Here is a 23,360-nt window from a genome sequence, read left to right as displayed (position 1 = left end):
GCAAAACCTGTAGGAGCGAGCCTGCTCGCGATGAGGGCGTGTCAGTCGATATCAATGTCGACTGATACACCGCTATCGCGAGCAGGCTCGCTCCTACAATGAGTCGTGATTCGAATTTAGTGCCCGGCAGTCTTGGAGAACAACTGGATGACCACAACGCCCAGCACGATCAACGCCATCCCCAGCATCGCCGGCACGTCCAGTTTCTGCCCGTAGATAAACAGCGCCGCGACGCTGACCATCACGATCCCCATGCCGGCCCACACGGCGTACGCCACACCCACGGGAACGCTGCGCACCACCAGGGTCAGCATCCAGAAGGCGATCCCGTAACCAACGATGACCAGCACCAGTGGCAGCGGGGTACTGAAGCCTTTGACCGCTTTCATTGAAACAGTGGCAATCACTTCGGCGCAGATGGCAATGGCCAGGTAGTAGTAGGCGGTCATGGGTCAATCCTCGTGTGAAGTGTTGCTCTCTGAGGTCGGCATTCTAGAGATTCGCCAGATGCGGTAAAGTCATTACCTATCTGTTTAAGAGATGGGTGAGCCATGAGCATGCAATGGAATCTGGAGCAGTTGCGGTTGTTTGTCAGCGTAGCGGAGCAGCGTTCGTTTTCTGCCGTGGCGCGCGGTCAGCGCAAGGCGCAGTCGGCGGTCAGCAGCTCGATAGCGTTGCTGGAGGAAGACCTGGGCGTCAGCCTGTTCGACCGCAGCAGTGGCCGTCAGCCAAAACTCACCGAAGCCGGCACGGCATTGCTGGACGAAGCGCGGGAGGTGTTGCGCCAGTGCGAAAGGCTCAACGGCCGGGCATTGGCGATGATGCGCGGGCAGGAGGCGCGACTGCGCGTGGCACAGGATGAGGCGATGCCTTATCAGCCGATCATCGAAAGCTTCGAAGCCCTGGCGGAAAAATTCCCCAGCCTTGAAGTGCAACTGACCAGCGCCGCCCAAGGCGATGTCGCGCGCAAGCTGGTGGAGCGGCGCGCCGATCTGGGGCTGCTGTTCTTTCACGATCAGATTCCCGAGGCGCTTGAGCGGCGGGTGCTGGGCAGCGTGGAAATGGTCACGGTGTGTGGCAAGGATCATCCGTTGGCGGACAAAGGCGCAGTGGACGGCCAACAACTGGCGCTACATCGGCAGTTGCTGATGTCCACGGAGTCGAGCATTTATCCCGGCAGTGATCCGGCCAGCCCGCAGGTCTGGCGCGCCGACAGCTTCTATGTGATGGCCGAATGGCTGGTGCGTGGCCTCGGCTGGGCCTGGTTGCCGCGCCACGTGGTGCAGTACCCGACCTATCAGAACCAGATGGTCGAACTGGTCAGCGAATGGACCCCGCCGGCCCTGGTAGTGGAACTGGTGTGGCGCCGGGATGAACCGCTTGGTCCGGCCGCGCGCTGGCTCGCCGAACGTTTTGCCGTGCACTTGCAGACGATAGGCGAAAAAAGCCGATAAACTCCGCCGCCATGAATAGAACTCTCTACACCGCGCTGTTTTATCTGGGGCTGCCATTGGTAGCGATTCGGCTTTGGCTGCGTGCGCGCAAGGCGCCGGCATATGCCAGGCGCATCGGCGAGCGCTTCTCCTGCGGGATGCCGGCGATGAAACCGGGCGGCATCTGGGTGCACGCTGTGTCGGTGGGCGAAAGCATTGCGGCGGCACCGATGATTCGTGCCTTGCTGGCGCGTTATCCGGATCTGCCGATCACCGTGACCTGCATGACCCCGACCGGTTCGGAACGCATCCATGCACTGTTCGCCCAAGAGCCGCGCATCCAGCACTGTTATCTGCCCTATGACTTGCCTTGCGCTGCCCGGCGTTTCCTCGATCGGGTTCAGCCGAAACTGGCAGTGATCATGGAAACCGAGCTGTGGCCCAACCATATCCATCAATGCGCCAAACGCGGGATCCCCGTGGCGTTGGCCAATGCGCGGCTGTCCGAGCGTTCGGCCAGGGGATACGGTCGGTTCCCCAAGTTGACCCAGCCGATGCTGGCCGAGATGAGCCTGTTTGCGGTGCAGACCGAAACCGAGGCGCAACGCTTGCGCGACTTGGGCGCACGGACCGAAACCGTCGAAGTGACCGGTTCGATCAAGTTCGACCTGACCATCGACCCGCAACTGCTGGAGCGCGCTGTTGAGCTGCGAGGGCAATGGCAGGCGCTGGAACGACCGGTGTGGATCGCGGCCAGTACCCATGACGGCGAAGACGAGGTGGTGCTGGCGGCTCATCGTCAGTTGTTGGCCAGTCACCCCGATGCCCTGCTGATTCTGGTGCCGCGTCATCCGGAACGCTTCAATCCGGTGTACGGGTTGTGCCAGCAACAAGGGTTTGCCACGGTCCGGCGTTCCAGTGGCGATGCGGTCAGCGCGAATACCTCAGTGTTGCTGGGCGACACCATGGGCGAGTTGCTGTTTCTCTACGCCCTGGCTGACAGTGCCTTCGTCGGTGGCAGCCTGGTGCCCAATGGCGGGCATAACCTGCTGGAGCCGGCGGCCCTGGCTAAACCGGTATTGAGCGGTCCGCATCTTTTCAACTTCCTCGAAATCGCCGCGCAGTTGCGCAGTGCCGGGGCGTTGCAGGAAGTGGAAGATGCCGAAGGGCTGGCGGTGGCGGTGCAGCGGCTGTTCGAACTGCCGCGAGATGCGCAGCGCATGGCAGAGGCCGGGTTGAACGTGATGCGTGCCAATCAGGGGGCATTGCAGCGGTTGCTGGACGGGTTGGGGCGGTTGATCGAGCGTTAGACCGAGTTGTATTCATTCGCGAGCAGGCTCGCTCCCACACTCGAAACACTGTGGGAGCGAGCCTGCTCGCGAAGCTTTAGCTTTTACTGATCAGGCCGCGCCTTCAATTGCTCCTCTGCCGCCTTGGCCAGATCCGGAGGCAAGAAATCCTTGTCCGGGTTGTAGTTCGGGTTGAGCCAGCGTGCCAGGGTTTGCAGATCCCCCGGATTCAACGTGCCGGCCTGTTGCTTCAAACGCAGGTTGTCGAGGATGTAGTCGTAGCGGGTGTTGTTGTAGTCGCGCACCGAGGTGTAGAGCGAGCGCTGCGCATCCAGCACGTCGACGATGTTTCGCGTACCTACCTGATAGCCGATTTCAGTCGCTTCCACCGCGCTCTGGTTGGAGATGATCGATTGCTTGCGCGCCTGTACCTGCTCGACATCGGTGTTTACCGCGCGGTGCAGGTCGCGGGTGTTTTCCACGATGCTGCGGCGCAGGGATTCGCGTTGCTGCTCGGTCTGGTCCAGCTGTGCATAGGACTGACGCACCTGGGAATTGATCAGGCCGCCGCTGTAGATCGGGATGTTCAGTTGCAGGCCCACGGTGGTTTGCTCGACGTTGCCGCCATAGGATGGTTGGCCCAAGGGAACCGGATTGCTGAAGCCCAGCGCATCGTTGTCGCCTTTCTCGTACTTGGCGATCGCATCAACCGTTGGCAAGTGCCCGGACCGGCGTTGCTTGAGGGTCTGCTCGGCGGCGCTGACGGCATAGTTGCTGGCCAACAGATTGAGGTTCTGTCGGCCCGCCGTTTCGACCCAGGCCTTGGCGTCGTTCGGTACTGGCGGCAGGATCGGCAGGTTATGGCTGATGCCCCAGATCGAGTTGTACTGGCGGTTGGTCAGGGTGATCAATGCTTCAAAGGCGTCGTCCACCTGGCGCTGCGCAACGATGCGGTTGGCGCGTGCGGTGTCGTAGCTGGCCTGTGAGTTCAACACGTCGGTCTTGTCCGAGAGGCCGACATCGAAACGCTCGTTGGATTGATCGAGCTGGCGTTTGAACGCCGCTTCTTCGGCCTTGGTCGAGGCCAGGTTGTCCTGGCTGCGCAGCACATTGAAATAGCTGTCAGCGGTTTGCAGGATCAGGTTTTGCTCGGTCGCCGAGAGTTGCAGGGCAGCCTGTTCGTTGACTTCCTTGGCGGCCTGGAACTGGAACCAGCGATCGGCGCGGAACAAGGGTTGCGCCAGGGTGGCCTGGTACGAATGAGCATCGCGGTTGGTCGTACTCGAAGGTTGATCGAGCGACGTACGCACCTCGGAAATATTGGCGCCGCCCGAGAGGTTCGGCAGCAGCCCGGCGCGGGCCTGGGGCACGACTTCTTTCTGCGCGCCGTATTGGGCAATGGCAGCCGCCAGGTCGGCGTTGTTGTTGACGGCTTCCTGATAAACGCTGACCAGGTCCGTCTTGGCCGATAAGGGCACATCTGCTGCCCAGGCCATTCCGTTGGACGCACAAGACACGGCAAGGGCCAGTGAGAGTTTGCGCAGCATAGACGATCCCTAGAATTGATATTACGGAGGTAATTTGAGCGCCAAGGCTAAGGCCATGGTTTGACAGCGTCAATGCGCGGCTCAGCGTAGCGAGTGTAGTTGTGCATTGGTACGGCAACAATCCTGATACTGCGTGTAATTACGCCATTCATCACGGCACTTGCAGTGGGGTTGGCGTTCTTTGCCAGTTGTGTCTAGACTGGCCGGGTTCTTGTCGGGGTGCCTTGCTATGAGGCTGAGATCGAATAATTTCGGATCCCGTTGAACCTGATCAGGTTAGCGCCTGCGTAGGGAACAAGATTTCTCGTCACCCGGCGAGTCCTCTTGTGCTTCGTCCGGGATGTTGTTCGACAATCGAACACCCCTCGAGCACTGAGCACAGCACAGCTGGTTTCTCCAGCGCCCGTGCGTCCATTCGTTTACAGGTTCGCTCCGACAAAAAATCCACTGCCTGGATGTGTGTCTGGAGAGCCCGTGATGACTACAAAATCAAAAATCGCCACCAACCTGAGTGACTCGGCCAAGGTCGATCAGCAATCGGTGCAGCCGTTTACCCGCTCGCAAAAAATCTATGTTCAGGGCACTCGCCCGGACATCCTCGTGCCGATGCGCGAAATCAGCCTCGACGTGACGCCGACCGACTTCGGCGGCGAGGTCAACGCACCGGTAGTGGTGTACGACACCTCGGGCCCGTACACCGATCCCAATGTCATCATCGACGTGCGCAAAGGCCTGGCCGATGTGCGTTCGCCGTGGATCGAATCCCGTGGCGACACCGAGCGCCTGAGCGGCCTGAGCTCGAATTTCGGCCAGGAGCGCCTTGCCGATCCGGAATTGACCAAGCTGCGCTTCGCCCACGTCAACAACCCGCGCCGCGCCAAGCCGGGGGCCAACGTCAGCCAGATGCACTACGCCCGCCAAGGCATCATCACCGCCGAGATGGAATACGTCGCCATCCGCGAAAACATGAAGCTGGAAGTGGCCCGTGCCGCCGGCCTGCTGGACCAGCAACACGCCGGCCACAGCTTCGGCGCCAGCGTGCCGAAAATCATCACCCCTGAATTCGTCCGTGACGAAATCGCCCGTGGCCGCGCGATCATTCCGGCCAACATCAACCACACCGAACTGGAACCGATGATCATCGGCCGTAACTTCCTGGTGAAGATCAACGGCAACATCGGCAACAGCGCACTGGGTTCGTCCATCGAAGAAGAAGTGGCGAAACTGACCTGGGGCATTCGCTGGGGTTCGGACACGGTCATGGACCTGTCCACCGGCAAGCACATCCACGAAACCCGTGAGTGGATCATCCGTAACTCGCCGGTGCCGATCGGTACGGTGCCTATCTACCAGGCCCTGGAAAAAGTCGGCGGCGTGGCCGAAGACCTGACCTGGGAGCTGTTCCGCGACACGCTGATCGAGCAGGCCGAGCAGGGCGTCGACTACTTCACCATTCACGCCGGCGTGTTGCTGCGCTACGTGCCGATGACCGCCAAGCGCGTGACCGGCATCGTCTCCCGCGGCGGTTCGATCATGGCCAAGTGGTGCCTGGCGCACCACAAAGAGAACTTCCTCTACACCCATTTCGAAGACATCTGCGAAATCATGAAGGCCTACGACGTCAGCTTCTCGCTGGGCGACGGCCTGCGTCCGGGCTCGATTGCCGACGCCAACGACGAAGCGCAGTTCGGCGAACTGGAGACCCTCGGCGAGCTGACCAAGATTGCCTGGAAACACGACGTGCAGTGCATGATCGAAGGTCCTGGCCACGTGCCGATGCAGTTGATCAAAGAGAACATGGATAAGCAGCTGGAGTGCTGCGACGAGGCGCCGTTCTACACCCTCGGCCCGCTGACCACCGACATCGCGCCGGGATACGACCACATCACCTCCGGTATCGGTGCGGCGATGATCGGCTGGTTCGGCTGCGCCATGCTCTGCTACGTGACGCCGAAGGAACACCTGGGCCTGCCGAACAAGGATGACGTGAAGACCGGGATCATCACCTACAAGATCGCCGCGCACGCCGCCGATCTGGCGAAGGGGCACCCGGGCGCACAGATCCGCGACAATGCCTTGAGCAAGGCGCGTTTCGAATTCCGTTGGGAAGACCAGTTCAACCTGGGCCTCGATCCGGACACCGCGCGTTCGTATCACGATGAAACCCTGCCGAAGGATTCGGCCAAGGTCGCGCATTTCTGCTCCATGTGCGGGCCGAAATTCTGCTCGATGAAGATCACCCAGGAAGTCCGCGAATATGCGGCCAACCAGCGGATCGAAGCGGTCGACGTGGACGTCGTCCAGGGCATGGCCGAACAGGCCGAGCGGTTCAAGAAGGAAGGCAGTCAGCTTTACCAGAAAGTTTGACCTGACCTGAAAGGGTGGGGCCTGTACAGGCCTCATCGCCAGCAGGCTGGCTCCCACAGGGGATTTGTGTTGTTCGCAAGTTCCATGTGGGAGCCAGCCTGCTGGCGATAGCGGTCAACACAACAACAAATGTCCCTCTGAGATAACACCCTTGAGCATTCAACCCAGCACTTACTCCCCCGATATCGCGGTGCCGAGCGACAAACGTGTCTTCGGCGGTCGCGACCTGTTTTCCCTGTGGTTCTCCCTCGGCATCGGCCTGATGGTGTTGCAGACCGGTGCATTGCTCGCACCAGGCCTGGGCCTTTCCGGTTCGTTGCTGGCGATTTTCCTCGGCACCCTGGTCGGCGTTCTGCTGCTGGCGGCGGTCGGGGTGATCGGCAGCGACACCGGTCTGTCGTCGATGGCCGCGCTCAAGCTCAGCCTCGGTGCAAAAGGCGCGAGCCTGCCGGCGGTGCTGAATCTGCTGCAACTGATCGGCTGGGGTTCGTTCGAAATCATCGTTATGCGCGATGCCGCCAGCCTGCTGGGCGCCAAGGCCTTCAGCGAAGGCAGCCTGCTGTCCAATCCGGTGCTGTGGACGCTGATCTTCGGCGCACTGGCGACCTTGTTGGCCGTTAGCGGTCCATTGACTTTCGTGCGGCAGATCCTGCGCAAATGGGGTATCTGGCTGCTGCTGGCCGCGTGCACCTGGCTGACCTGGAACCTGTTCGCCAAGGCTGACCTGGCCGCGTTGTGGGCCCAGGCCGGTGACGGTTCGATGCCGTTCGCCGTGGGGTTCGACATCGCGATTGCCATGCCGCTGTCGTGGTTGCCATTGATTGCCGACTACTCGCGTTTCGGCAAGCGGGCGAAAAGCGTCTTCGGTGGCACCGCCATTGGTTTCTTCATCGGTAATTTCTGGCTGATGAGCCTGGGCGTGGCCTACACCCTGGCGTTCGCGCCGAGCGGTGAAGTCAATGCCTTGCTGCTGGCGCTGGCCGGGGCCGGCCTGGGGATTCCGCTGCTGCTGATTCTTCTGGATGAATCGGAAAACGCTTTTGCCGATATTCACTCGGCGGCGGTGTCCAGCGGGATTCTGTTGCGCGCCAAGGTCGAACACCTGGCACTGGCCATCGGCGTTATCTGCACGCTGATTGCCCTGCTGGCGCCGCTGGCCCAGTACCAGAACTTCCTGCTGCTGATCGGTTCGGTGTTTGCGCCGTTGTTCGGCGTGGTGCTGGTGGACCACTTCATCCTGCGCAAGCGCAGTGCCCAGGTGGCCTGGGCCGCATTGCGCTGGCCAGCGCTGCTCGCCTGGCTGGGCGGGGTCAGCACCTATCACTTGTTGGCCAACCTGTATCCGGATATCGGCGCAACCCTGCCGGCACTGGTAGTGGCAGGGTTGCTCCAGCTGGTGCTGGGCCGGGCCTTCAGTTACGGCCGGGAAACAGCTCGGGCTTGATGATGCCGTTCAGGCGAGGGTAGGGGATCTTCAGTTCGACATGGCCCAGCGCGTAAGGCGCGATGGTGCTGGTTTCGTACTTGAGGATCACCCCACCGTAGGTCAGCGCCACGTTCCGGGTTTTCTGGAACGGCCAGCTCTTCACGAACTCCGGTTCCTGATCGAGCTTGGTGCTGATCAACCAGCTGTTGTGTGCCACTTGCGCGGCTTTCCAGAACGCGTCTTCCTGCCCCGGCACCAGCATGTCCGACAGCGTCAGCACTTTATGCTGTTGGCGCGAATAGTTGATGAAACCTCGACCCGGGGTGCCATGGGCACCGCCGGTGTCCAGGTAACTGGACAATTCGACGATCACCAATCCGTCATGCTGCTCACGTACCTTCGCCTGCAGATAGCTGCTGTAGCGCGGGCCGGCGGTGCGCAAAAACTCTTCGCGGTAGGCCGCCAGGGTCGGCGCGACTGGTGCGTCGGGCGAGGTGCGGGTCATTTGCAGCAGGCGCTTTTCGATGATGCCGTCCAGTGCGGGCTCGTCCGCAAAGTGCAGGGTGTCGATGTTGACCAGCGGGCAATCCGGGTTGCTGCAACCGGGCTTGAGTTGCTCGGAGGCGTCGCGGGTGGTTTCCAGCGGCGTCCGGTAGTTGGGCTGGAACAGGCTCGCGCAAGCGCCCAGGGTCAGGGCGATAGTGGCCACGGAGGCGATTTTGAAAAGCGACATGAGCGTCCTTTCTGAAACAGGGGAAGGCAAAAAGTTACCGGCTTCGACTCTCAACAAAGCAGTCAGTTCGCCACTAAGCTAATTAGAGTGGGTTTCACCCTCACCGTCTATCCCGCTGACGGGAAAGGGGCTGCATCAAACGTCACGGGCGCGTTAGGATGGCGCGAAGTCGAGGCCCGGAAAAAAAGCAGCCTCGAACAGGATTTGCAGTAACGAGGATAGTCATGACGGATTTTACCAACGCCATTCCGACCGCCGTTGATATCGTGCGGCGCGAAAAGTGCTACGAGGGCTTCTACAAACTCGAACGCGTGCACTTGCGCCACGAATTGTTCGCCGGGGGCATGAGCCGCGAGATCAATCGTGAAGTGTTCGTTCGCCATGATGCGGTCTGCATGCTGCCCTACGATCCGCAACGCGATGAAGTGGTGCTGATCGAGCAGTTTCGCGTCGGTGCCATGGACAAGACCGACAACCCGTGGCTGATCGAACTGGTCGCTGGTCTGATCGACAAGGATGAAGTGCCGGAAGCAGTTGCTCACCGAGAGGCGCAGGAGGAAGCTGGGCTTGAAATCGGGGCGCTCTGGCCGATGACCAAATACTTTCCATCGCCGGGCGGCAGCAACGAATTCGTGCATCTGTACCTGGGGCGTTGCGACACTACCGGGGTTGGCGGCCTGCATGGGCTGGAGGAAGAGGCAGAAGATATTCGCGTCACGGTCTGGGCGTTCGAAGATGCCCTGCAAGCCGTACGCGACGGACGTATTGCCAACGCGGCGAGCATCATTGCCTTGCAATGGCTGGCTTTGAACCGCGTTGAAGTGAGGGGGTTATGGTCGTAAACAAGCTGCGCGATCGCTATCGGGTGGACCTGGTGGGGCTGCAAGCGTCCTGCGAGGCGAACTACGCGCGCTTGATGCGACTGCTGCCGGACATGCGCAGCGAGCCCGCCGCGCGGCGCATCGCCGTGACCCATGGCGACCAGATGCTCGGCGTGCTGGCGCTGGAGGTGCTGCTGACCTGTCCTTACACCACGACCCTGCAAGTGCGTCAGGAGCACAGCCTGCCCTGGCTGCCGGTGCCGCAACTGGAAGTGCAGGTCTATCACGACGCCCGTATGGCCGAAGTGGTCAGCGCCGAACATGCACGACGCTTTCGCGGCATCTATCCTTACCCGAATGCCTCGATGCATCAGCCGGACGAAAAGGCCCAACTGAACATGTTTCTGGGCGAATGGCTGAGCCATTGCCTGGCGCTGGGGCATGAGTACGAAGTAGTACGTTAGTTGTGAACCCTGTCAGGTTCTCGGATTTCCCCTTTCGGTCATCCCCCAGCATAATTGCGGCACTTACCCATCCCCGTGATCACGCCCTGGGAGAACGCCTTGCCGAGCGTATCCACATTGACCACCGCCGATCCGGCGTTATTGGTGCAACTCTCCGACAGTCACCTGTTTGCCGAAGCGGACGGCGCGTTGCTGGGCATGAACACCCGCGACAGTCTGCAAAAGGTCATCGAACTGGTGCGCGCGCAACAGCCGCGGATTAACTTGATCCTGGCCACGGGGGATCTGTCCCAGGACGGGACGCTGGAGTCCTACCAGCAATTTCGCGACATGACGCGCCAGCTCGATGCGCCGGCACGCTGGATTCCCGGCAATCACGATGAGCCGCGAATCATGGCCAAGGCGGCGGTGCAGAGCGCTTTGCTGGAACCTGTGGTGGATATCGGCAACTGGCGAGTCACGTTGCTCGATTCGGCGGTGCCAGGCTCGGTGCCAGGTTATTTGGAAGATGAACAGTTGCAGTTGCTCGCCCGCGCGTTGAGCGAAGCGCCGGAGCGTCATCATCTGGTGTGCTTCCATCATCATCCGGTTTCGATTGGTTGCGCGTGGATGGAGCCTATCGGTCTGCGCAATCCCGAGGCGTTTTTTGAAGTGCTGGATCGTTTTCCGCAGGTGCGCGCCGTGCTGTGGGGGCATGTGCACCAGGAAATCGATCAAATACGTAACGGCGTGCGTCTGATCGCCTCGCCGTCGACCTGCATCCAGTTCGAGCCGGGCAGCGAGGATTTCAAGGTTGGCGAACAGGCACCCGGGTATCGCTGGTTGCGGTTGCTACCCGATGGACGGCTGGAAACCGGGGTAGAACGGGTCATCGGCTTCGATTTCACCGTGGATTACGGCTCCAACGGCTACTGAAACACCCCCCCCCCCCTGTAGGAGCGAGCCTGCTCGCGATTAACCTGAGAACGCCGCGGTGCGCCAGGTTTGCAGCGTTATCGTTGACGACCATCGCGAGCAAGCTCGCTCCTACAGTAAACTCCGCCTCTTTAGCCGACGCACAGGGAGCTCAAATGTCCGGTTCGATCCTTTATATCCACGGCTTGAACAGCTCGCCGTTGTCGAAGAAGGCCTGCCAGTTGATCTACGTGATGGAGCGACTGGGCCTGAGCGAATACTTGCGTGTTCCGGCGTTGCACCACCACCCGCGCCGGGCTATCGAGCAGTTGGAGCAGGCGATTGCCGAGCTGGGGCGGCCACTGCTGGTCGGCAGCTCGCTCGGCGGCTACTATGCCACTCACCTGGCTGAGCGCCTTGGCTTGAAAGCCCTGTTGATCAACCCTGCCGTCAGCCCGCACCGGATGTTCGACGGCTTTCTGGGGACGCAGAAAAATCTGTATACCGATGAGACCTGGGAAATGACCCACGACCACGTGACAGCCCTGGCTGAACTGGAAGTGCCGGCGCCCCAGGATCCACAGCGTTATCAGGTATGGTTGCAGACGGCTGACGAAACGCTGGACTATCGCCTCGCCCAGCAGTATTACCGGGCATGCGCCTTGCGTATTCAGGCCGGTGGCGACCACAGTTTCCAGGGTTTTGCCACGCGACTGCCGGCCATGTTGAGTTTTGCCGGCATTGGCGCCGATTTGTATCAGGCAATCGATTTCACCGCATTGTGAGCGATAGCCCCATGAATTCCTTTTTCACCGAACACTGACGACGAGACCCCATGGCCACTCCCAGCGCTAGCTCTTATAACGCAGACGCCATCGAAGTCCTCTCGGGCCTCGACCCGGTGCGCAAGCGCCCCGGCATGTACACCGACACCAGTCGGCCGAACCACCTTGCCCAGGAAGTCATCGACAACAGCGTCGACGAAGCCTTGGCCGGGCATGCCTCATCGGTACAGGTGATCCTGCATGCCGACCATTCCCTGGAAGTCAGCGATGACGGCCGTGGCATGCCGGTGGACATTCACCCCGAGGAAGGTGTTTCGGGCGTCGAGTTGATCCTCACCAAGCTGCATGCCGGCGGCAAGTTTTCCAACAAAAACTACCAGTTCTCCGGTGGCTTGCACGGAGTGGGTATTTCCGTGGTCAACGCCTTGTCCACCGAAGTTCGGGTGCGTGTAAAACGTGACGGCAACGAATACCAGATGACCTTCAAGGACGGCTACAAGGCCACCGAACTGGAAATCATCGGCACTGTCGGCAAGCGCAACACCGGTACCAGCGTATTCTTTGCGCCGGACCCGAAATACTTCGACTCGCCGAAATTCTCCATCAGCCGCCTCAAGCATGTGCTCAAGGCCAAGGCCGTTCTGTGCCCGGGCTTGCTGGTCAGTTTTGAAGACAAGGCCACCGGCGAAAAAGTCGAATGGCATTACGAAGACGGCCTGCGTTCCTATCTGGTGGATGCGGTCAGCGAATTCGAGCGCCTGCCGGACGAGCCGTTCTGCGGCAGCCTGGCCGGTAATAAAGAAGCGGTGGATTGGGCACTGCTGTGGCTGCCGGAAGGCGGCGATGCGGTACAGGAAAGCTACGTCAACCTGATCCCGACGGCCCAGGGCGGCACCCACGTCAACGGTCTGCGCCAGGGCCTGCTCGATGCCATGCGCGAGTTCTGCGAATTCCGCAGCCTGTTGCCGCGCGGCGTGAAGCTGGCGCCGGAAGACGTCTGGGAACGCATCGCCTTCGTTCTGTCGATGAAGATGCAGGAACCGCAATTCTCCGGCCAGACCAAGGAGCGCCTGTCGTCCCGTGAAGCGGCGGCGTTCGTCTCCGGTGTGGTCAAAGATGCGTTCAGCCTGTGGCTCAATGCCAACCCGGAAACCGGCATGCTGCTGGCGGAACTGGCGATCAACAACGCCGGCCGTCGCCTCAAGGCCAGCAAGAAGGTCGAGCGCAAACGCATTACCCAAGGCCCGGCGCTGCCGGGCAAACTGGCCGACTGTGCCGGGCAGGACCCGATGCGTTCCGAGCTGTTCCTGGTGGAAGGTGATTCCGCCGGCGGTTCCGCCAAGCAAGCGCGGGACAAGGAATTCCAGGCGATCCTGCCGTTGCGCGGCAAGATCCTCAACACCTGGGAAGTCGACGGCAGCGAAGTGCTCGCCAGTCAGGAAGTGCACAACATCGCCGTGGCCATCGGCGTCGATCCGGGCGCGGCGGACATGAGCCAACTGCGCTACGGCAAGATCTGCATCCTCGCCGACGCCGACTCCGACGGTCTGCACATCGCGACCTTGCTGTGCGCCTTGTTCGTCCAGCATTTCCGCCCGTTGGTGGATGCCGGTCACGTCTATGTCGCGATGCCGCCGTTGTACCGCATCGACCTGGGCAAAGAGATCTACTATGCCCTCGATGAAGCCGAACGCGATGGCATCCTCGATCGCCTGGTGGCCGAGAAGAAGCGCGGCAAGCCGCAAGTCACCCGATTCAAGGGGCTGGGCGAAATGAACCCGCCGCAGCTGCGCGAGACCACCATGGACCCGAACACCCGGCGTCTGGTGCAGTTGACCCTGGAAGATTTCGAGGCGACCTCGGAAATGATGGACATGCTGCTGGCGAAGAAGCGCGCCGGTGACCGCAAGACCTGGCTGGAGTCCAAGGGCAACCTGGCCGAGGTGCTGGGCTGATGCGTCTGGGCTTTGCCCTGCTCTGTGGGTTGCTGCTGACGTCGATTACGGTATCTGCCGAGCCGGCGCCACAGCTGCGCGTGTTGTCCGGGCATGTCATCGAGGGTATGCGCGGCGGCAACCTGTCCGGCCTGGCGCAGTGCGGCAATGACCTGTGGGCGGTTTCCGACCGCGACGATGACCAGATCTACCGCCTCGATACCCGCGAATCCGTGTGGCAGGCACAAACAGTGCGCATCGACGTACCGCTGGTGCCTGACAGCGGTTTGCCCTGGGGGCTGAAGTCCCGCGTCTGGGTAGCTTCGTTCGTGCGTGGCGGCGATCTGGACTTCGAAGGCATCACCTGCGACAGCGCCGGCAATCGCTACATCGTCAGCGAAGGCCATGCCGCTGTCTTGCAAGTGCCGCCAACCGGGCCTGCCACCTGGCTGAAAATTTCGCCGATGATGGTTCGCGAAGCACGGGCCAGAGGCCTGCTCTTGCAATTCAACGCGTTGTTCGAAGGGCTGGCGATCAATCCGGCGGGGGATCAGATGTGGCTCGCCGCCGAGCGTCAAGGTCGGGGACTGCTGATGATCAAGCGCAAGCAAACGTTGTGGGATTGCGACGGTGGCTGCGTGCTGCTGAGCGAGGCGGGCATGGAAATGCAGCCCGAGCAGTTTCCCCATGCCAAGGCTGTCCCACGGGACTTCTCTGATCTGTCGCTGTTCAACGGCAAGCTGTTCACCCTTGAACGCAATGCCTTCCAGATCTGCCGCCGGGATGCGCAGACGGCCAAGGTCGAGCGCTGTTGGTCGTACGCCGCCGAGTTGTTGCAGGAAAACCGTCGTTATTCACAGAACTACGGGCTGGAAGAAGCGCTGATCGTGGATGCCGATGGCGCCTGGATCGGTGTCGACAATAATTTCGGCGCACGCGCCGATGGCGAAGTCCGCCCGGTGGTCTGGCGCTTCGCCGCACCGGAAGGTGGCTGGAGTGCCAAACCATGAGACAACAACGCCCGGGGCAGCGTATCGGCCGGGTGTTCATGGTGCTGGCCTGGTGTGCGGCGCTGTTTCTGGCCACGCGGTTTTTCGCCCAGTGGGAAGCGCGTCAGCAAAATCCGAATGTGGTGGTCAGTTCGGAGCAGGGCGAAGGTTTCATCGAGGTGAAACTGGTGAGCAATGTGCAGGGGCATTTCGTCGCCAGCGGCCAGATCAACGGCCAGCCGGTGGACTTCATGCTCGATACCGGTGCAACCGATGTGTCGATTCCGGCGGGCCTGGCCAAGCGCTTGAAGCTCGAAGAAGGATTCGGCGTGACCCTGAGCACGGCCAATGGCCTGAGCCAGGGCTATCGCACCCGTATCGAACGCCTGCAACTGGGCGACATCGTGCTGCGGGATGTACGCGCACTGGTGGCCCCGGGGCTGCATGGCGATCAGGTGTTGCTCGGCATGAGCGCACTGAACAAACTTGAATTTACCCAGCGCGGTGGCACCATGCTGCTGCGCCAGACAACGAACCGATGAGGCCCGCATGAGCGACTCCCTTGATCTCAGCCTGGACGGTGTAGAACGCCGGTCACTGGCTGACTTCACCGAAAATGCCTACCTCAACTACTCCATGTACGTGATCATGGACCGTGCCCTGCCGCATATCGGCGACGGCCTGAAACCGGTACAGCGCCGCATTATTTATGCGATGAGCGAGTTGGGGCTGGACGCCGATTCCAAGCACAAGAAATCGGCGCGTACCGTCGGTGACGTGCTCGGTAAGTTCCACCCCCACGGCGATTCGGCCTGCTACGAAGCCATGGTGCTGATGGCCCAGCCGTTCAGCTATCGCTACACGCTGGTCGACGGCCAGGGCAACTGGGGTGCGCCGGATGATCCCAAGTCCTTCGCCGCCATGCGTTACACCGAAGCGCGGCTGTCGCGTTATTCCGAAGTGCTGCTCAGCGAGCTGGGCCAGGGCACGGCGGATTGGGGCCCGAACTTCGACGGTACCCTCGACGAACCGCTGGTGTTGCCGGCACGTTTGCCGAATATCCTGCTCAACGGCACCACCGGTATCGCCGTGGGCATGGCCACCGACGTTCCGCCGCACAACCTGCGGGAAGTCGCCACGGCGTGCGTGCGTTTGCTCGACGAGCCCAAGGCCACGGTCGAACAGCTCTGTGAGCACATCCAGGGCCCGGACTACCCGACCGAAGCGGAAATCATCACCCCGCGCGCCGACCTGCTGAAAATCTACGAAACCGGTCGCGGTTCGGTGCGCATGCGCGCCGTGTATCACATCGAAGACGGCGACATCATCGTCACCGCGCTGCCGCATCAGGTCTCGGGCGCCAAGGTGCTGGAGCAGATCGCCGCGATGATGCAGGCCAAGCCGTCCAAGGCGCCGCAAATTGCCGACCTGCGTGACGAATCCGACCACGAAAACCCGTGCCGGATCGTGATCATTCCGGGGGCGCGGAAAAACTTCGACCACGATGCCCTGATGCAGCACCTGTTCGCCAGCACCGAGCTGGAGTCGAGCTACCGGGTCAACATCAATATCATCGGCCTGGACGGCAAGCCGCAGTTGAAAAACCTGCGGGCGCTGCTGGTCGAATGGCTGGAGTTCCGGGTGCAGACCGTGCGTCGTCGCCTGCAATTCCGCCTCGACAAGGTCGAGCGTCGCCTGCACCTGTTGGACGGTTTGTTGATTGCCTACCTCAACCTGGATGAAGTGATCCACATCATCCGTACCGAGGAGCATCCGAAAGCCGCGCTGATCGAACGTTTCGCCCTCAGCGAAATCCAGGCCGACTACATCCTCGACACCCGTCTGCGTCAGTTGGCGCGACTGGAAGAGATGAAGCTGCGTGCCGAGCAGGATGAACTGCTCAAGGAACAAGCCAAGCTGCAAGCCCTGCTGAGCAGCGAAACCAAGTTGAAAAAACTGGTGCGCAGCGAACTGATCAAGGACGCTGAAACCTACGGGGATGACCGCCGGTCGCCTATCGTCGAGCGCGCCGAAGCCAAGGCCCTGACCGAGCACGATCTGCTGCCGAACGAGAAAGTGACGGTGGTGCTGTCGGAAAAAGGCTGGATTCGCTCCGCCAAAGGCCACGAGATCGACGCCACCGGGCTTTCCTACAAGGCCGGGGACGGTTTCAAGGCGCTGGCAGCCGGGCGCTCCAACCAGTTTGCGGTGTTTATCGACTCCACGGGCCGCAGTTATTCGGTGGCCGCCCACACCTTGCCGTCGGCCCGTGGCCAGGGCGAGCCACTGACCGGTCGCCTGACGCCGCCACCAGGGGCGAGTTTCGAATGCGTGCTGATGCCCGAAGACGATGCGCTGTACGTGATCGCTTCCGACGCCGGCTACGGTTTCGTGGTCAAGGGAGAAGACCTGCAGGCCAAGAACAAGGCGGGCAAGGCCCTGCTGAGCCTGCCGAACAACGCCAAGGTCATGCTGCCGCGCCCTGTGGCCGATCGTGAGCAAAACTGGCTGGCGTCGGTGACGACCGAAGGTCGCCTGCTGATCTTCAAAATCAGCGACCTGCCACAATTAGGTAAAGGCAAAGGCAATAAGATCATCGGGATTCCCGGTGAGCGAGTGGCCAGTCGTGAAGAGTATGTGACGGACATCGCCGTATTGCCGGACGGTGCAACACTGGTGTTGCAGGCCGGAAAACGTACTTTGTCACTGAAAGCGGACGATCTTGAGCACTACAAGGGTGAGCGTGGTCGTCGTGGTAACAAATTGCCGCGTGGTTTCCAGCGGGTAGATGCACTGCTCGTCGAAAGCCCGGTCAACTGAGCGCTACTGCGTTCAGTTGACCGAAGAACGCGAGTTTGAGGCGCCGATCTACGATTTAACCCGTAGTTCGGCGCTTTGCGCTGGAGTCGGAACGCATATTCACGGATGATATGGCCTTTCAAGCGCCGGCACTGCCGCGCGTTCTTCATATTTATTGAGTATTTTTACTGTGATCAGCCTTTTTGCGATCACCTGGATGGGACGATGACTGCTCTGCGCCTTCCTTTTATTCTTTTGCTCGTCGGCGTTCTTGGCCTGGCGGGTTGCAGCGTTCACCAGCCGGTGTCGTTGTATCAGCTGGACGCTGGTAGTCCGGTTCAGCCCGCACAGAACGCGGGCATGGCGGTATTGTTGGGACCGGTCACCGTGGCCGACTACCTGCAACGTGAGACCCTGTTGCAGCGTCAGCCTGATGGCAGCCTGCAGGCCTCGACTGACGGTCGTTGGGCTGGCAGCCTTTCGTCGGATATCGATCAGCTGCTGCTGCGTCAGGTCGCAGGTCGCCTGGACAGCCAGCGCGTAGTGCTGGCCCCGGCGACAGTGGGCTTCACGCCGGATGTTCAGGTACTGCTGACCATCACGCGCCTGGACTCGGGTGAAAAACAACCGGCGATCCTCGACGCGCAATGGCGCCTGATCGACCGTCGCGGGCAGGTCCGCGACAACCGCATCATCCATTTGCAGGAACAGCATGCCGGTACCACGGCGGCGCAGGTCCAGGCACAGGGTGTGTTGTTGCAACGACTGGCCGAACAACTGTCGGTGGCGCTCAAGCCCCTGGCCAATCAGCCGCCGATCGCCGAAGTTCCGCGCAAACCGGCAGCCAAGGCGCCAGCACCTGCGGTAGAGCAGGAAAAGCAGCCGAAGATCCCGATGGCCGCGCCTATTCGTACGGATATGGAAGTGTTCCGCTTCTGACCCTGGATGGATTTGAAACAAAGCCCGCATTGATGCGGGCTTTGTTGTTTCTGCGGGTTGGAGATATCTAGCGCCTGTTCTGGCCTCATCGCGAGCAGGCTCGCTCCCACAATTGATCCGGACAGCCCACAGGAGGGGGTTCACTGACGATCCCCTGTGGGAGCGAGCTTGCTCGCGATGAGGCCAGAACAGGCCACAAAAAAGCCCGCAGACGATCGCTTATCTGCGGGCTTCTTCAGATCGGGGCCTGCGGCTTAAGCGCGGCGCTCGTGCATCCGCGCCAGTTGCCGCTCGAGCATCGACGGATACGGCTCCATCAACCGCTCCACGCAGCATGCGCCCTCAGGGCTGGCGATCGGGCGGATCCGTGCACGCTGGCGGATCAAGGCGTCGTCACTGATCTTGCGCTCCACCAGCAGCAGGTTGCGGCTGTGTTGCGACAGCGCCAGGGCGTCCTGGGCGGGGTCGGTCAGCAGCAGGTCGATCTGGCTCAGGCCGAACAGTTCGTCGCCCAGGGTCAGGCCCAGCTGCAACTGCAGGGTGATGCCGCTGTCCGCGACTTCGATCTGCAACTGGTGGCCTAGAGCCCGCAGCAGCTCGCCACAGCAGATGGCGTTGGTCAGGTAATCGTCGCCGCTGTCTTCGGTGTGGAACAGCATCAGTGTGCTGCCATCGTTCAAGGTCTCCACTTCGCCCTGATACAGCGAAGCGGCCTGGTCGAGGCAATCGCGATAGCGTTCGAGCAGCTCTTCAAGTCGCGCACGCGGCAGGCGTCGCAGTTGCTCCTGGGAACCCAGTTGCACCGCCAGCACCGCGCTGTGTTGCGGCACGCTCGGCGTGGCCTTGCGAATCACCGGTTGTGGAGGGCTGTCCAGCGACTCGTCGCGCAGATCGGCGAACGGGTCTTCATCATCGTCGTCTTCAACAGTGCTGACGATCTGCCGTGGCGCTGGCTTGAGCGCCGCTACCGGGCGGCTCTCGTCGAAACTCGGGTCGCGCAGGTTACGGACTTCGAAGGCCGGGTCGGCCTCGTCATCGACGTCGTCGAATTCCGGTTCCGGTTCCGGCACAGGGGCGGGCTCCGGGGCGAAGTTGGCGTGCAGCTGGCGCGCCAGGTCGCCGATTTCGTCCTGGCGGTCGGTGCCCGGGGTGTATTCGTCGATGTTGCGCAGCCACACCCGCAATTGCAGCAGCGGCGTTGAGAGATAACGCCCCATGCGCAGGCTCAGGGCCAGGGACAGGGCCAGCAGGATGGCGCTCAGAATGCCCATGCTTTGCAGGCTGATGGTCATCGGCTGCTGGAACTGGTCCATGTCCAGGCTGATGCGCAATTGCCCGGCAGTCACGTCCTGGAAGGTGATTTTGCTCTGGTACATGCCCTCGGCTTCGCCCAGCAGGCCATGCTTGGGACGCTGGCCGGATTCGGCGAGGATGCGGTTGTCCGGGCTGTAGATGGCGGCGTGGGCCACCAGTTTGTTCTTGGTCAGGTTATTGAGCAGCACATTGAGGCTGAGGATGTCGTTGGACACCAACAGCTCGGTGGCCGAGGTGGCCGTCTGCGTGGTCAGGCTTTCGCCCAGCGCATCCGCCTGCTCGTGCATGGCCTGCTTGAACTGCAGGCCCATCACACCGGCATAGATGACCAGGGCCAGGGCGACCAGAATCACGTTATGGCTGGCGATGCGCAATGCAATCGGTACACGGCGGTGGCGCAGTGCCCGGAAGATCAGCAGGAAGAAGTTATCGGTTTTTACTGGCGTAGGCCGGTTCACTTGAGCTCGGCTCTTTTGTCCGTGGAGTTGACGCGCAGTATAGCGACAGGCCCTAGACCGTCAAAGCGCTCACGGTGCCCGATGGTCACTGAAAGTGGGTAGAATGCGGTTTTTTTCCACCTGCGGGGGTGCGCCTTGCGCGAAATCGTCCTGATAAACATCACGGGAGTCGACCGTCCGGGTCTGACTGCGGCCATTACCGGCGTTCTGGCCCAGGGTGGTGTGAACATTCTCGACATCGGTCAGGCGGTGATCCACGACACCTTGTCGTTCGGCATCCTGGTTGAAATTCCCGACACCGAGCAAGGCAAGTCCGTGCTCAAGGACATCCTGTTCAAGGGGTACGAGCTCGATCAACAGGTGCGTTTCACGCCAGTGTCCGAAGTGGATTACCAGCAGTGGGTCGGCAACCAGGGCAAAAAACGCCACATCGTGACCCTGTTGACCCGCAAGGTGACAGCCGGGCAGTTGCAGGCCGTGAGCTCGATCACCGCCAAATATGGCCTGAACATCGACCATATCGATCGTCTGTCCGGGCGCATGCCGCTGGACACTCCGGCCGACAAGGGCAAGGGCTGCATCGAGTTTTCCGTGCGTGGCGAAGCGGCTGATCCGCAGGCGCTGCGTGCCGAATTCCTCAGCGTTGCCCAGGAACTGAACGTCGACATCGCCTTCCAGGAAGATTCGCTGTTCCGTCGCAACCGTCGTCTGGCGGTGTTCGACATGGATTCGACCCTGATCGAAGCCGAAGTCATCGATGAACTGGCCAAAGCGGCGGGTGTCGGCGACAAGGTCTCGGAAATCACTGAACGGGCAATGGCCGGCGAACTGGACTTCCGCGCCAGCTTCAAGGAGCGCCTGGCCTTGCTCAAAGGCCTGGACGTCAATGTGCTGGACTCCATCGGCGCCTCGCTGCGCCTGACCGAAGGCGCCGAAACCCTGTTCGCTGAACTCAAGCGACTGGGCTACAAAACCGCGATTCTGTCGGGCGGCTTCACTTACTTCGCCAAGCAATTGCAGGCGAAGCTGGGTATCGACTATGTGTTCGCCAACGAACTGGAAGTGGTCGACGGCAAAGTCACCGGCGTGGCGATAGAGCCGATTGTCGATGCGCAGCGCAAGGCGGACTTGCTGAAGGAACTGGCACACAAGGAAGGCTTGCGCCTGGAGCAGACCATTGCGGTCGGTGACGGTGCCAACGATCTGCCGATGCTGGCGATTGCCGGGTTGGGTGTGGCGTTCCGCGCCAAGCCGCTGGTCAAGCAGTCGGCCAAGCAAGCGATCTCGACCCTGGGGCTGGATGGCGTGCTGTATCTGCTGGGTTTCCGCGATCGCGACGGACAGCTCTAACACCGCAAACTACTGTAGGAGCGAGCTTGCTCGCGATGGGCGTTAACGATGACGCGGGCAATCTGAATGCCCGCGTCGCCTCGCCGTTCATCGCGAGCAAGCTCGCTCCTACATATCAGGCCTTCGGCAGGCCCATGCCCTGACCCATCTGCACCGCCGTACCTGCGGTCATATCTTCTGCCCACTTGACCTGATCCGGCCCGAACAGCACGACAGCGGTCGAACCCAGCTTGAAGCGACCCAGTTCCGCACCTTTTTCCAAGTGGATCGGCGCACGTGCGGCTTCGTCGTAGCGGAAGGTTTTCAGCTCGCGTTTCGGCGGCGTGACCAGACCGGCCCAAACGGTTTCAATCGACGCAACGATCATCGCGCCCACCAGCACCACGGCCATCGGTCCGCGCTCGGTGTCGAATATGCACGCCACGCGCTCGTTGCGGGCGAACAGTTCCGGAACGTTTTCAGCGGTTGTCTGGTTGACCGAGAACAGGCGACCCGGGATGTAGACCATCTCGCGCAGGGTGCCGGCCAGTGGCATGTGCACGCGGTGGTAGTCCTTCGGCGACAGGTAGATGGTCGCGAAGTCGCCGCCCATGAACGGCGCAGCGTTTGCCGCATCGCCACCCAACAGTTCCAGCACGCTGAAGCTGTGGCCCTTGGCCTGGAACACACGACCGTGTTCGATCGGGCCAAGCTGGCTGATCGCGCCGTCGGCCGGGCTGAGGATCGCGCCCGGAGTCTCGTCCAGCGGGCGGGCACCGTCTTTCAGCGCGCGGGTGAAGAACGCATTGAAGTGCTCGTAGGCGGTCAGGTCTTCGACCAGCGCCTGGGACATGTCCACCTGATAGCGCTTGGCGAACCAGGCGGTAAAGGCATTCTTGAACCAGCGCACGCGGCATTCGGCGATGCAGCCGGCCAGTCGCGAGAGCAAGTTGTGGGGCAGCAGGTACTGGCCGAGGAGAAACAGACGCTTGTTCATTAACGGTCCTTAAAAATCTCAAATGTCTACCGGGGTATCGGGATGGTTGCCCCATTCGCCCCAGGAGCCGGCGTAGCCTTTGACCCGCGGATAACCGAGAGCCTTGGCCACCAGATAGGTGAAGCCAGAACGATGGTGGGTCTGGCAGTGGGTAATCACTTCTTTGTCTTTGCTGATCCCGAGTTGTTCGAGGATCTGCGGCATGTCGGTGCGGATGCGCAACTGGCGTGCCTTATCCATGCCGGCGGTCCATTCGAAATTGACCGCGCCGGGAATGTGTCCGCCCTTGGCTGCCAGGACTTTCTCGCCGGAAAACTCCAGCGGTCCGCGTGCATCCCAGATCGCCAGATCGGCGGCACCGAGACGGCTTTGCAGGTATTCGCGAGTGGCGGTGGGTTCGTCGTGCAAGGCCAGTGGAACCGGGCCGCCCACGGGTGGCGGGATCTGGATCGACATGGGCAAGCCTTCCGCCAGCCAGGCCGTCAGGCCGCCGTCGACATAGTGGTACTTGCCGTGGCCGATGACATCCAGCAGCCAGATGAAGCGCCCGGCCCAGCCGCCGCCTTCGTCGTCATACACCACGTAGACTGCGTCGGGGTTGTGTCCCAACTCACCAAACAGCGTTTCGAGTGCTGCCTTCGGGGGCATCAGTCCCGGGGCGGGGGCCTGGCCGAGCTGCGTGCGCTTCGGATCGACAAAGCGCGCCCCGGGAATGTGCCCTTCGGCGTAGCGGGCGGGACTGGTCAAGTCCACCAGAATCAGTTCGCGGGCGTCGAGGCGAGGGAGCAAGTCGCTCGGCTCGATCACCAGCGGCAAGCCAGAGAAGTCAGACATGTGAGGTC

General features: G+C 61.4%; 20 protein-coding genes and 1 riboswitch. Of the genes, 14 read left to right on the top strand and 6 right to left on the bottom strand.

Annotated features, from left to right (window positions below; translation table 11 throughout):
- Window positions 1-116: 116 nt before the first annotated feature.
- On the bottom strand, window positions 117-449 hold the full coding sequence (locus tag BSF44_RS08955) for a multidrug efflux SMR transporter (protein WP_015093202.1): 333 nt from the start codon (window positions 447-449) through the stop codon (window positions 117-119).
- A 102-nt stretch (window positions 450-551) separates the two neighbouring features.
- On the opposite strand from BSF44_RS08955, the gene BSF44_RS08950 reads away from it, so the two are divergent.
- Both BSF44_RS08950 and waaA read left to right on the top strand, forming a co-directional pair.
- The gene (locus BSF44_RS08950) at window positions 552-1,454 is read left to right on the top strand and encodes a LysR family transcriptional regulator (protein ID WP_172435322.1); all 903 of its coding nucleotides are present in this window, start codon (window positions 552-554) and stop codon (window positions 1,452-1,454) included.
- Window positions 1,455-1,465: 11 nt separating this feature from the next.
- Window positions 1,466-2,743 carry a lipid IV(A) 3-deoxy-D-manno-octulosonic acid transferase gene (gene waaA, locus BSF44_RS08945; RefSeq protein ID WP_095943196.1) on the top strand — a complete coding sequence of 426 codons (1,278 nt, stop codon included), beginning with the start codon at window positions 1,466-1,468 and terminating at the stop codon, window positions 2,741-2,743.
- Window positions 2,744-2,826: 83 nt separating this feature from the next.
- Here the strand turns inward: waaA and BSF44_RS08940 are convergent, their stop codons facing one another.
- Window positions 2,827-4,269 carry a TolC family outer membrane protein gene (locus BSF44_RS08940; protein WP_095943195.1) on the bottom strand — a complete coding sequence of 481 codons (1,443 nt, stop codon included), beginning with the start codon at window positions 4,267-4,269 and terminating at the stop codon, window positions 2,827-2,829.
- A gap of 205 nt (window positions 4,270-4,474) precedes the next feature.
- Window positions 4,475-4,580, top strand: a riboswitch (TPP riboswitch).
- A 166-nt stretch (window positions 4,581-4,746) separates the two neighbouring features.
- Here BSF44_RS08940 and thiC point away from each other — a divergent pair.
- Together thiC and cytX are read left to right on the top strand one after the other, a co-directional pair.
- Window positions 4,747-6,636, top strand: coding sequence for a phosphomethylpyrimidine synthase ThiC (gene thiC, locus BSF44_RS08935; RefSeq protein WP_095943194.1), 1,890 nt, complete (start codon window positions 4,747-4,749; stop codon window positions 6,634-6,636).
- Between the two features lie 151 nt (window positions 6,637-6,787).
- Window positions 6,788-8,080 carry a putative hydroxymethylpyrimidine transporter CytX gene (gene cytX, locus BSF44_RS08930; RefSeq protein ID WP_095943193.1) on the top strand — a complete coding sequence of 431 codons (1,293 nt, stop codon included), beginning with the start codon at window positions 6,788-6,790 and terminating at the stop codon, window positions 8,078-8,080.
- Here the strand turns inward: cytX and BSF44_RS08925 are convergent.
- Window positions 8,049-8,795, bottom strand: coding sequence for an RsiV family protein (locus BSF44_RS08925; protein ID WP_095943192.1), 747 nt, complete (start codon window positions 8,793-8,795; stop codon window positions 8,049-8,051). The two genes, cytX and BSF44_RS08925, sit on opposite strands and share 32 nt — an antisense overlap.
- Before the next feature lie 224 nt (window positions 8,796-9,019).
- Here BSF44_RS08925 and BSF44_RS08920 point away from each other — a divergent pair, with 224 nt between their 5' ends.
- The 9 genes from BSF44_RS08920 (at window position 9,020) to BSF44_RS08880 (ending at window position 18,420) form a co-directional block, all read left to right on the top strand.
- Window positions 9,020-9,637, top strand: a complete 618-nt coding sequence (locus BSF44_RS08920; RefSeq protein ID WP_095943191.1) for an NUDIX domain-containing protein — start codon at window positions 9,020-9,022, stop codon at window positions 9,635-9,637.
- Window positions 9,628-10,080 (top strand): DUF1249 domain-containing protein, encoded by a 453-nt coding sequence (locus tag BSF44_RS08915; RefSeq protein ID WP_007977461.1) that lies wholly within the window; start codon window positions 9,628-9,630, stop codon window positions 10,078-10,080. The genes BSF44_RS08920 and BSF44_RS08915 overlap by 10 nt, the downstream gene beginning before the upstream one ends.
- A 99-nt stretch (window positions 10,081-10,179) precedes the next feature.
- A complete protein-coding gene (gene cpdA / locus BSF44_RS08910; RefSeq protein ID WP_095943190.1) occupies window positions 10,180-10,995 on the top strand; it encodes a 3',5'-cyclic-AMP phosphodiesterase in 816 nt (271 codons plus the stop codon).
- Between the two features lie 155 nt (window positions 10,996-11,150).
- Window positions 11,151-11,759 carry a YqiA/YcfP family alpha/beta fold hydrolase gene (locus BSF44_RS08905; protein ID WP_095943189.1) on the top strand — a complete coding sequence of 203 codons (609 nt, stop codon included), beginning with the start codon at window positions 11,151-11,153 and terminating at the stop codon, window positions 11,757-11,759.
- Window positions 11,760-11,809: 50 nt separating this feature from the next.
- A complete protein-coding gene (gene parE, locus BSF44_RS08900; RefSeq protein WP_095943188.1) occupies window positions 11,810-13,714 on the top strand; it encodes a DNA topoisomerase IV subunit B in 1,905 nt (634 codons plus the stop codon).
- Window positions 13,714-14,703, top strand: coding sequence for an esterase-like activity of phytase family protein (locus BSF44_RS08895; protein WP_095943187.1), 990 nt, complete (start codon window positions 13,714-13,716; stop codon window positions 14,701-14,703). The genes parE and BSF44_RS08895 overlap by 1 nt, the downstream gene beginning before the upstream one ends.
- Window positions 14,700-15,224: a TIGR02281 family clan AA aspartic protease gene (locus tag BSF44_RS08890; RefSeq protein ID WP_095943186.1), complete on the top strand. Its 525-nt coding sequence runs from the start codon at window positions 14,700-14,702 to the stop codon at window positions 15,222-15,224. The genes BSF44_RS08895 and BSF44_RS08890 overlap by 4 nt, the downstream gene beginning before the upstream one ends.
- Window positions 15,225-15,231: 7 nt before the next feature.
- Complete coding sequence (parC, locus tag BSF44_RS08885; protein WP_095943185.1) at window positions 15,232-17,502, top strand: DNA topoisomerase IV subunit A; 2,271 nt, start codon at window positions 15,232-15,234, stop codon at window positions 17,500-17,502.
- Between the two features lie 204 nt (window positions 17,503-17,706).
- A complete protein-coding gene (locus BSF44_RS08880; protein ID WP_095943184.1) occupies window positions 17,707-18,420 on the top strand; it encodes a membrane integrity-associated transporter subunit PqiC in 714 nt (237 codons plus the stop codon).
- 254 nt (window positions 18,421-18,674) lie between these two features.
- Here BSF44_RS08880 and BSF44_RS08875 read toward each other — a convergent pair whose 3' ends face one another.
- Window positions 18,675-20,192: an AhpA/YtjB family protein gene (locus tag BSF44_RS08875; RefSeq protein ID WP_095943183.1), complete on the bottom strand. Its 1,518-nt coding sequence runs from the start codon at window positions 20,190-20,192 to the stop codon at window positions 18,675-18,677.
- 135 nt (window positions 20,193-20,327) lie between these two features.
- Here BSF44_RS08875 and serB point away from each other — a divergent pair, with 135 nt between their 5' ends.
- A complete protein-coding gene (gene serB / locus BSF44_RS08870; RefSeq protein WP_095943182.1) occupies window positions 20,328-21,542 on the top strand; it encodes a phosphoserine phosphatase SerB in 1,215 nt (404 codons plus the stop codon).
- 115 nt (window positions 21,543-21,657) lie between these two features.
- Here the strand turns inward: serB and asd are convergent, their stop codons facing one another.
- Both asd and BSF44_RS08860 read right to left on the bottom strand, forming a co-directional pair.
- Window positions 21,658-22,518, bottom strand: coding sequence for an archaetidylserine decarboxylase (gene asd / locus BSF44_RS08865; RefSeq protein ID WP_095943181.1), 861 nt, complete (start codon window positions 22,516-22,518; stop codon window positions 21,658-21,660).
- 18 nt (window positions 22,519-22,536) lie between these two features.
- Entirely contained in the window at window positions 22,537-23,352 is an 816-nt protein-coding gene (locus BSF44_RS08860; RefSeq protein WP_095943180.1) for a rhodanese-like domain-containing protein, read from the bottom strand.
- Window positions 23,353-23,360 lie beyond the last annotated feature (8 nt).

It is taken from the genome of Pseudomonas sp. ACN8, assembly GCF_002303925.1.
In the GTDB taxonomy this organism is placed as follows: domain Bacteria; phylum Pseudomonadota; class Gammaproteobacteria; order Pseudomonadales; family Pseudomonadaceae; genus Aquipseudomonas.
This window is presented reverse-complemented; position numbering and strand designations above follow the sequence as displayed.

Coding starts and splice junctions, on each gene's coding strand:
- BSF44_RS08955 (WP_015093202.1), bottom strand. CDS start 449: ATGACCGCCTACTACTACCTGGCCATTGCCATCTGCGCCGAAGTGATT.
- BSF44_RS08950 (WP_172435322.1), top strand. CDS start 552: ATGAGCATGCAATGGAATCTGGAGCAGTTGCGGTTGTTTGTCAGCGTA.
- waaA (WP_095943196.1), top strand. CDS start 1,466: ATGAATAGAACTCTCTACACCGCGCTGTTTTATCTGGGGCTGCCATTG.
- BSF44_RS08940 (WP_095943195.1), bottom strand. CDS start 4,269: ATGCTGCGCAAACTCTCACTGGCCCTTGCCGTGTCTTGTGCGTCCAAC.
- thiC (WP_095943194.1), top strand. CDS start 4,747: ATGACTACAAAATCAAAAATCGCCACCAACCTGAGTGACTCGGCCAAG.
- BSF44_RS08925 (WP_095943192.1), bottom strand. CDS start 8,795: ATGTCGCTTTTCAAAATCGCCTCCGTGGCCACTATCGCCCTGACCCTG.
- BSF44_RS08920 (WP_095943191.1), top strand. CDS start 9,020: ATGACGGATTTTACCAACGCCATTCCGACCGCCGTTGATATCGTGCGG.
- BSF44_RS08915 (WP_007977461.1), top strand. CDS start 9,628: ATGGTCGTAAACAAGCTGCGCGATCGCTATCGGGTGGACCTGGTGGGG.
- BSF44_RS08905 (WP_095943189.1), top strand. CDS start 11,151: ATGTCCGGTTCGATCCTTTATATCCACGGCTTGAACAGCTCGCCGTTG.
- parE (WP_095943188.1), top strand. CDS start 11,810: ATGGCCACTCCCAGCGCTAGCTCTTATAACGCAGACGCCATCGAAGTC.
- BSF44_RS08895 (WP_095943187.1), top strand. CDS start 13,714: ATGCGTCTGGGCTTTGCCCTGCTCTGTGGGTTGCTGCTGACGTCGATT.
- BSF44_RS08890 (WP_095943186.1), top strand. CDS start 14,700: ATGAGACAACAACGCCCGGGGCAGCGTATCGGCCGGGTGTTCATGGTG.
- parC (WP_095943185.1), top strand. CDS start 15,232: ATGAGCGACTCCCTTGATCTCAGCCTGGACGGTGTAGAACGCCGGTCA.
- BSF44_RS08880 (WP_095943184.1), top strand. CDS start 17,707: ATGACTGCTCTGCGCCTTCCTTTTATTCTTTTGCTCGTCGGCGTTCTT.
- asd (WP_095943181.1), bottom strand. CDS start 22,518: ATGAACAAGCGTCTGTTTCTCCTCGGCCAGTACCTGCTGCCCCACAAC.
- BSF44_RS08860 (WP_095943180.1), bottom strand. CDS start 23,352: ATGTCTGACTTCTCTGGCTTGCCGCTGGTGATCGAGCCGAGCGACTTG.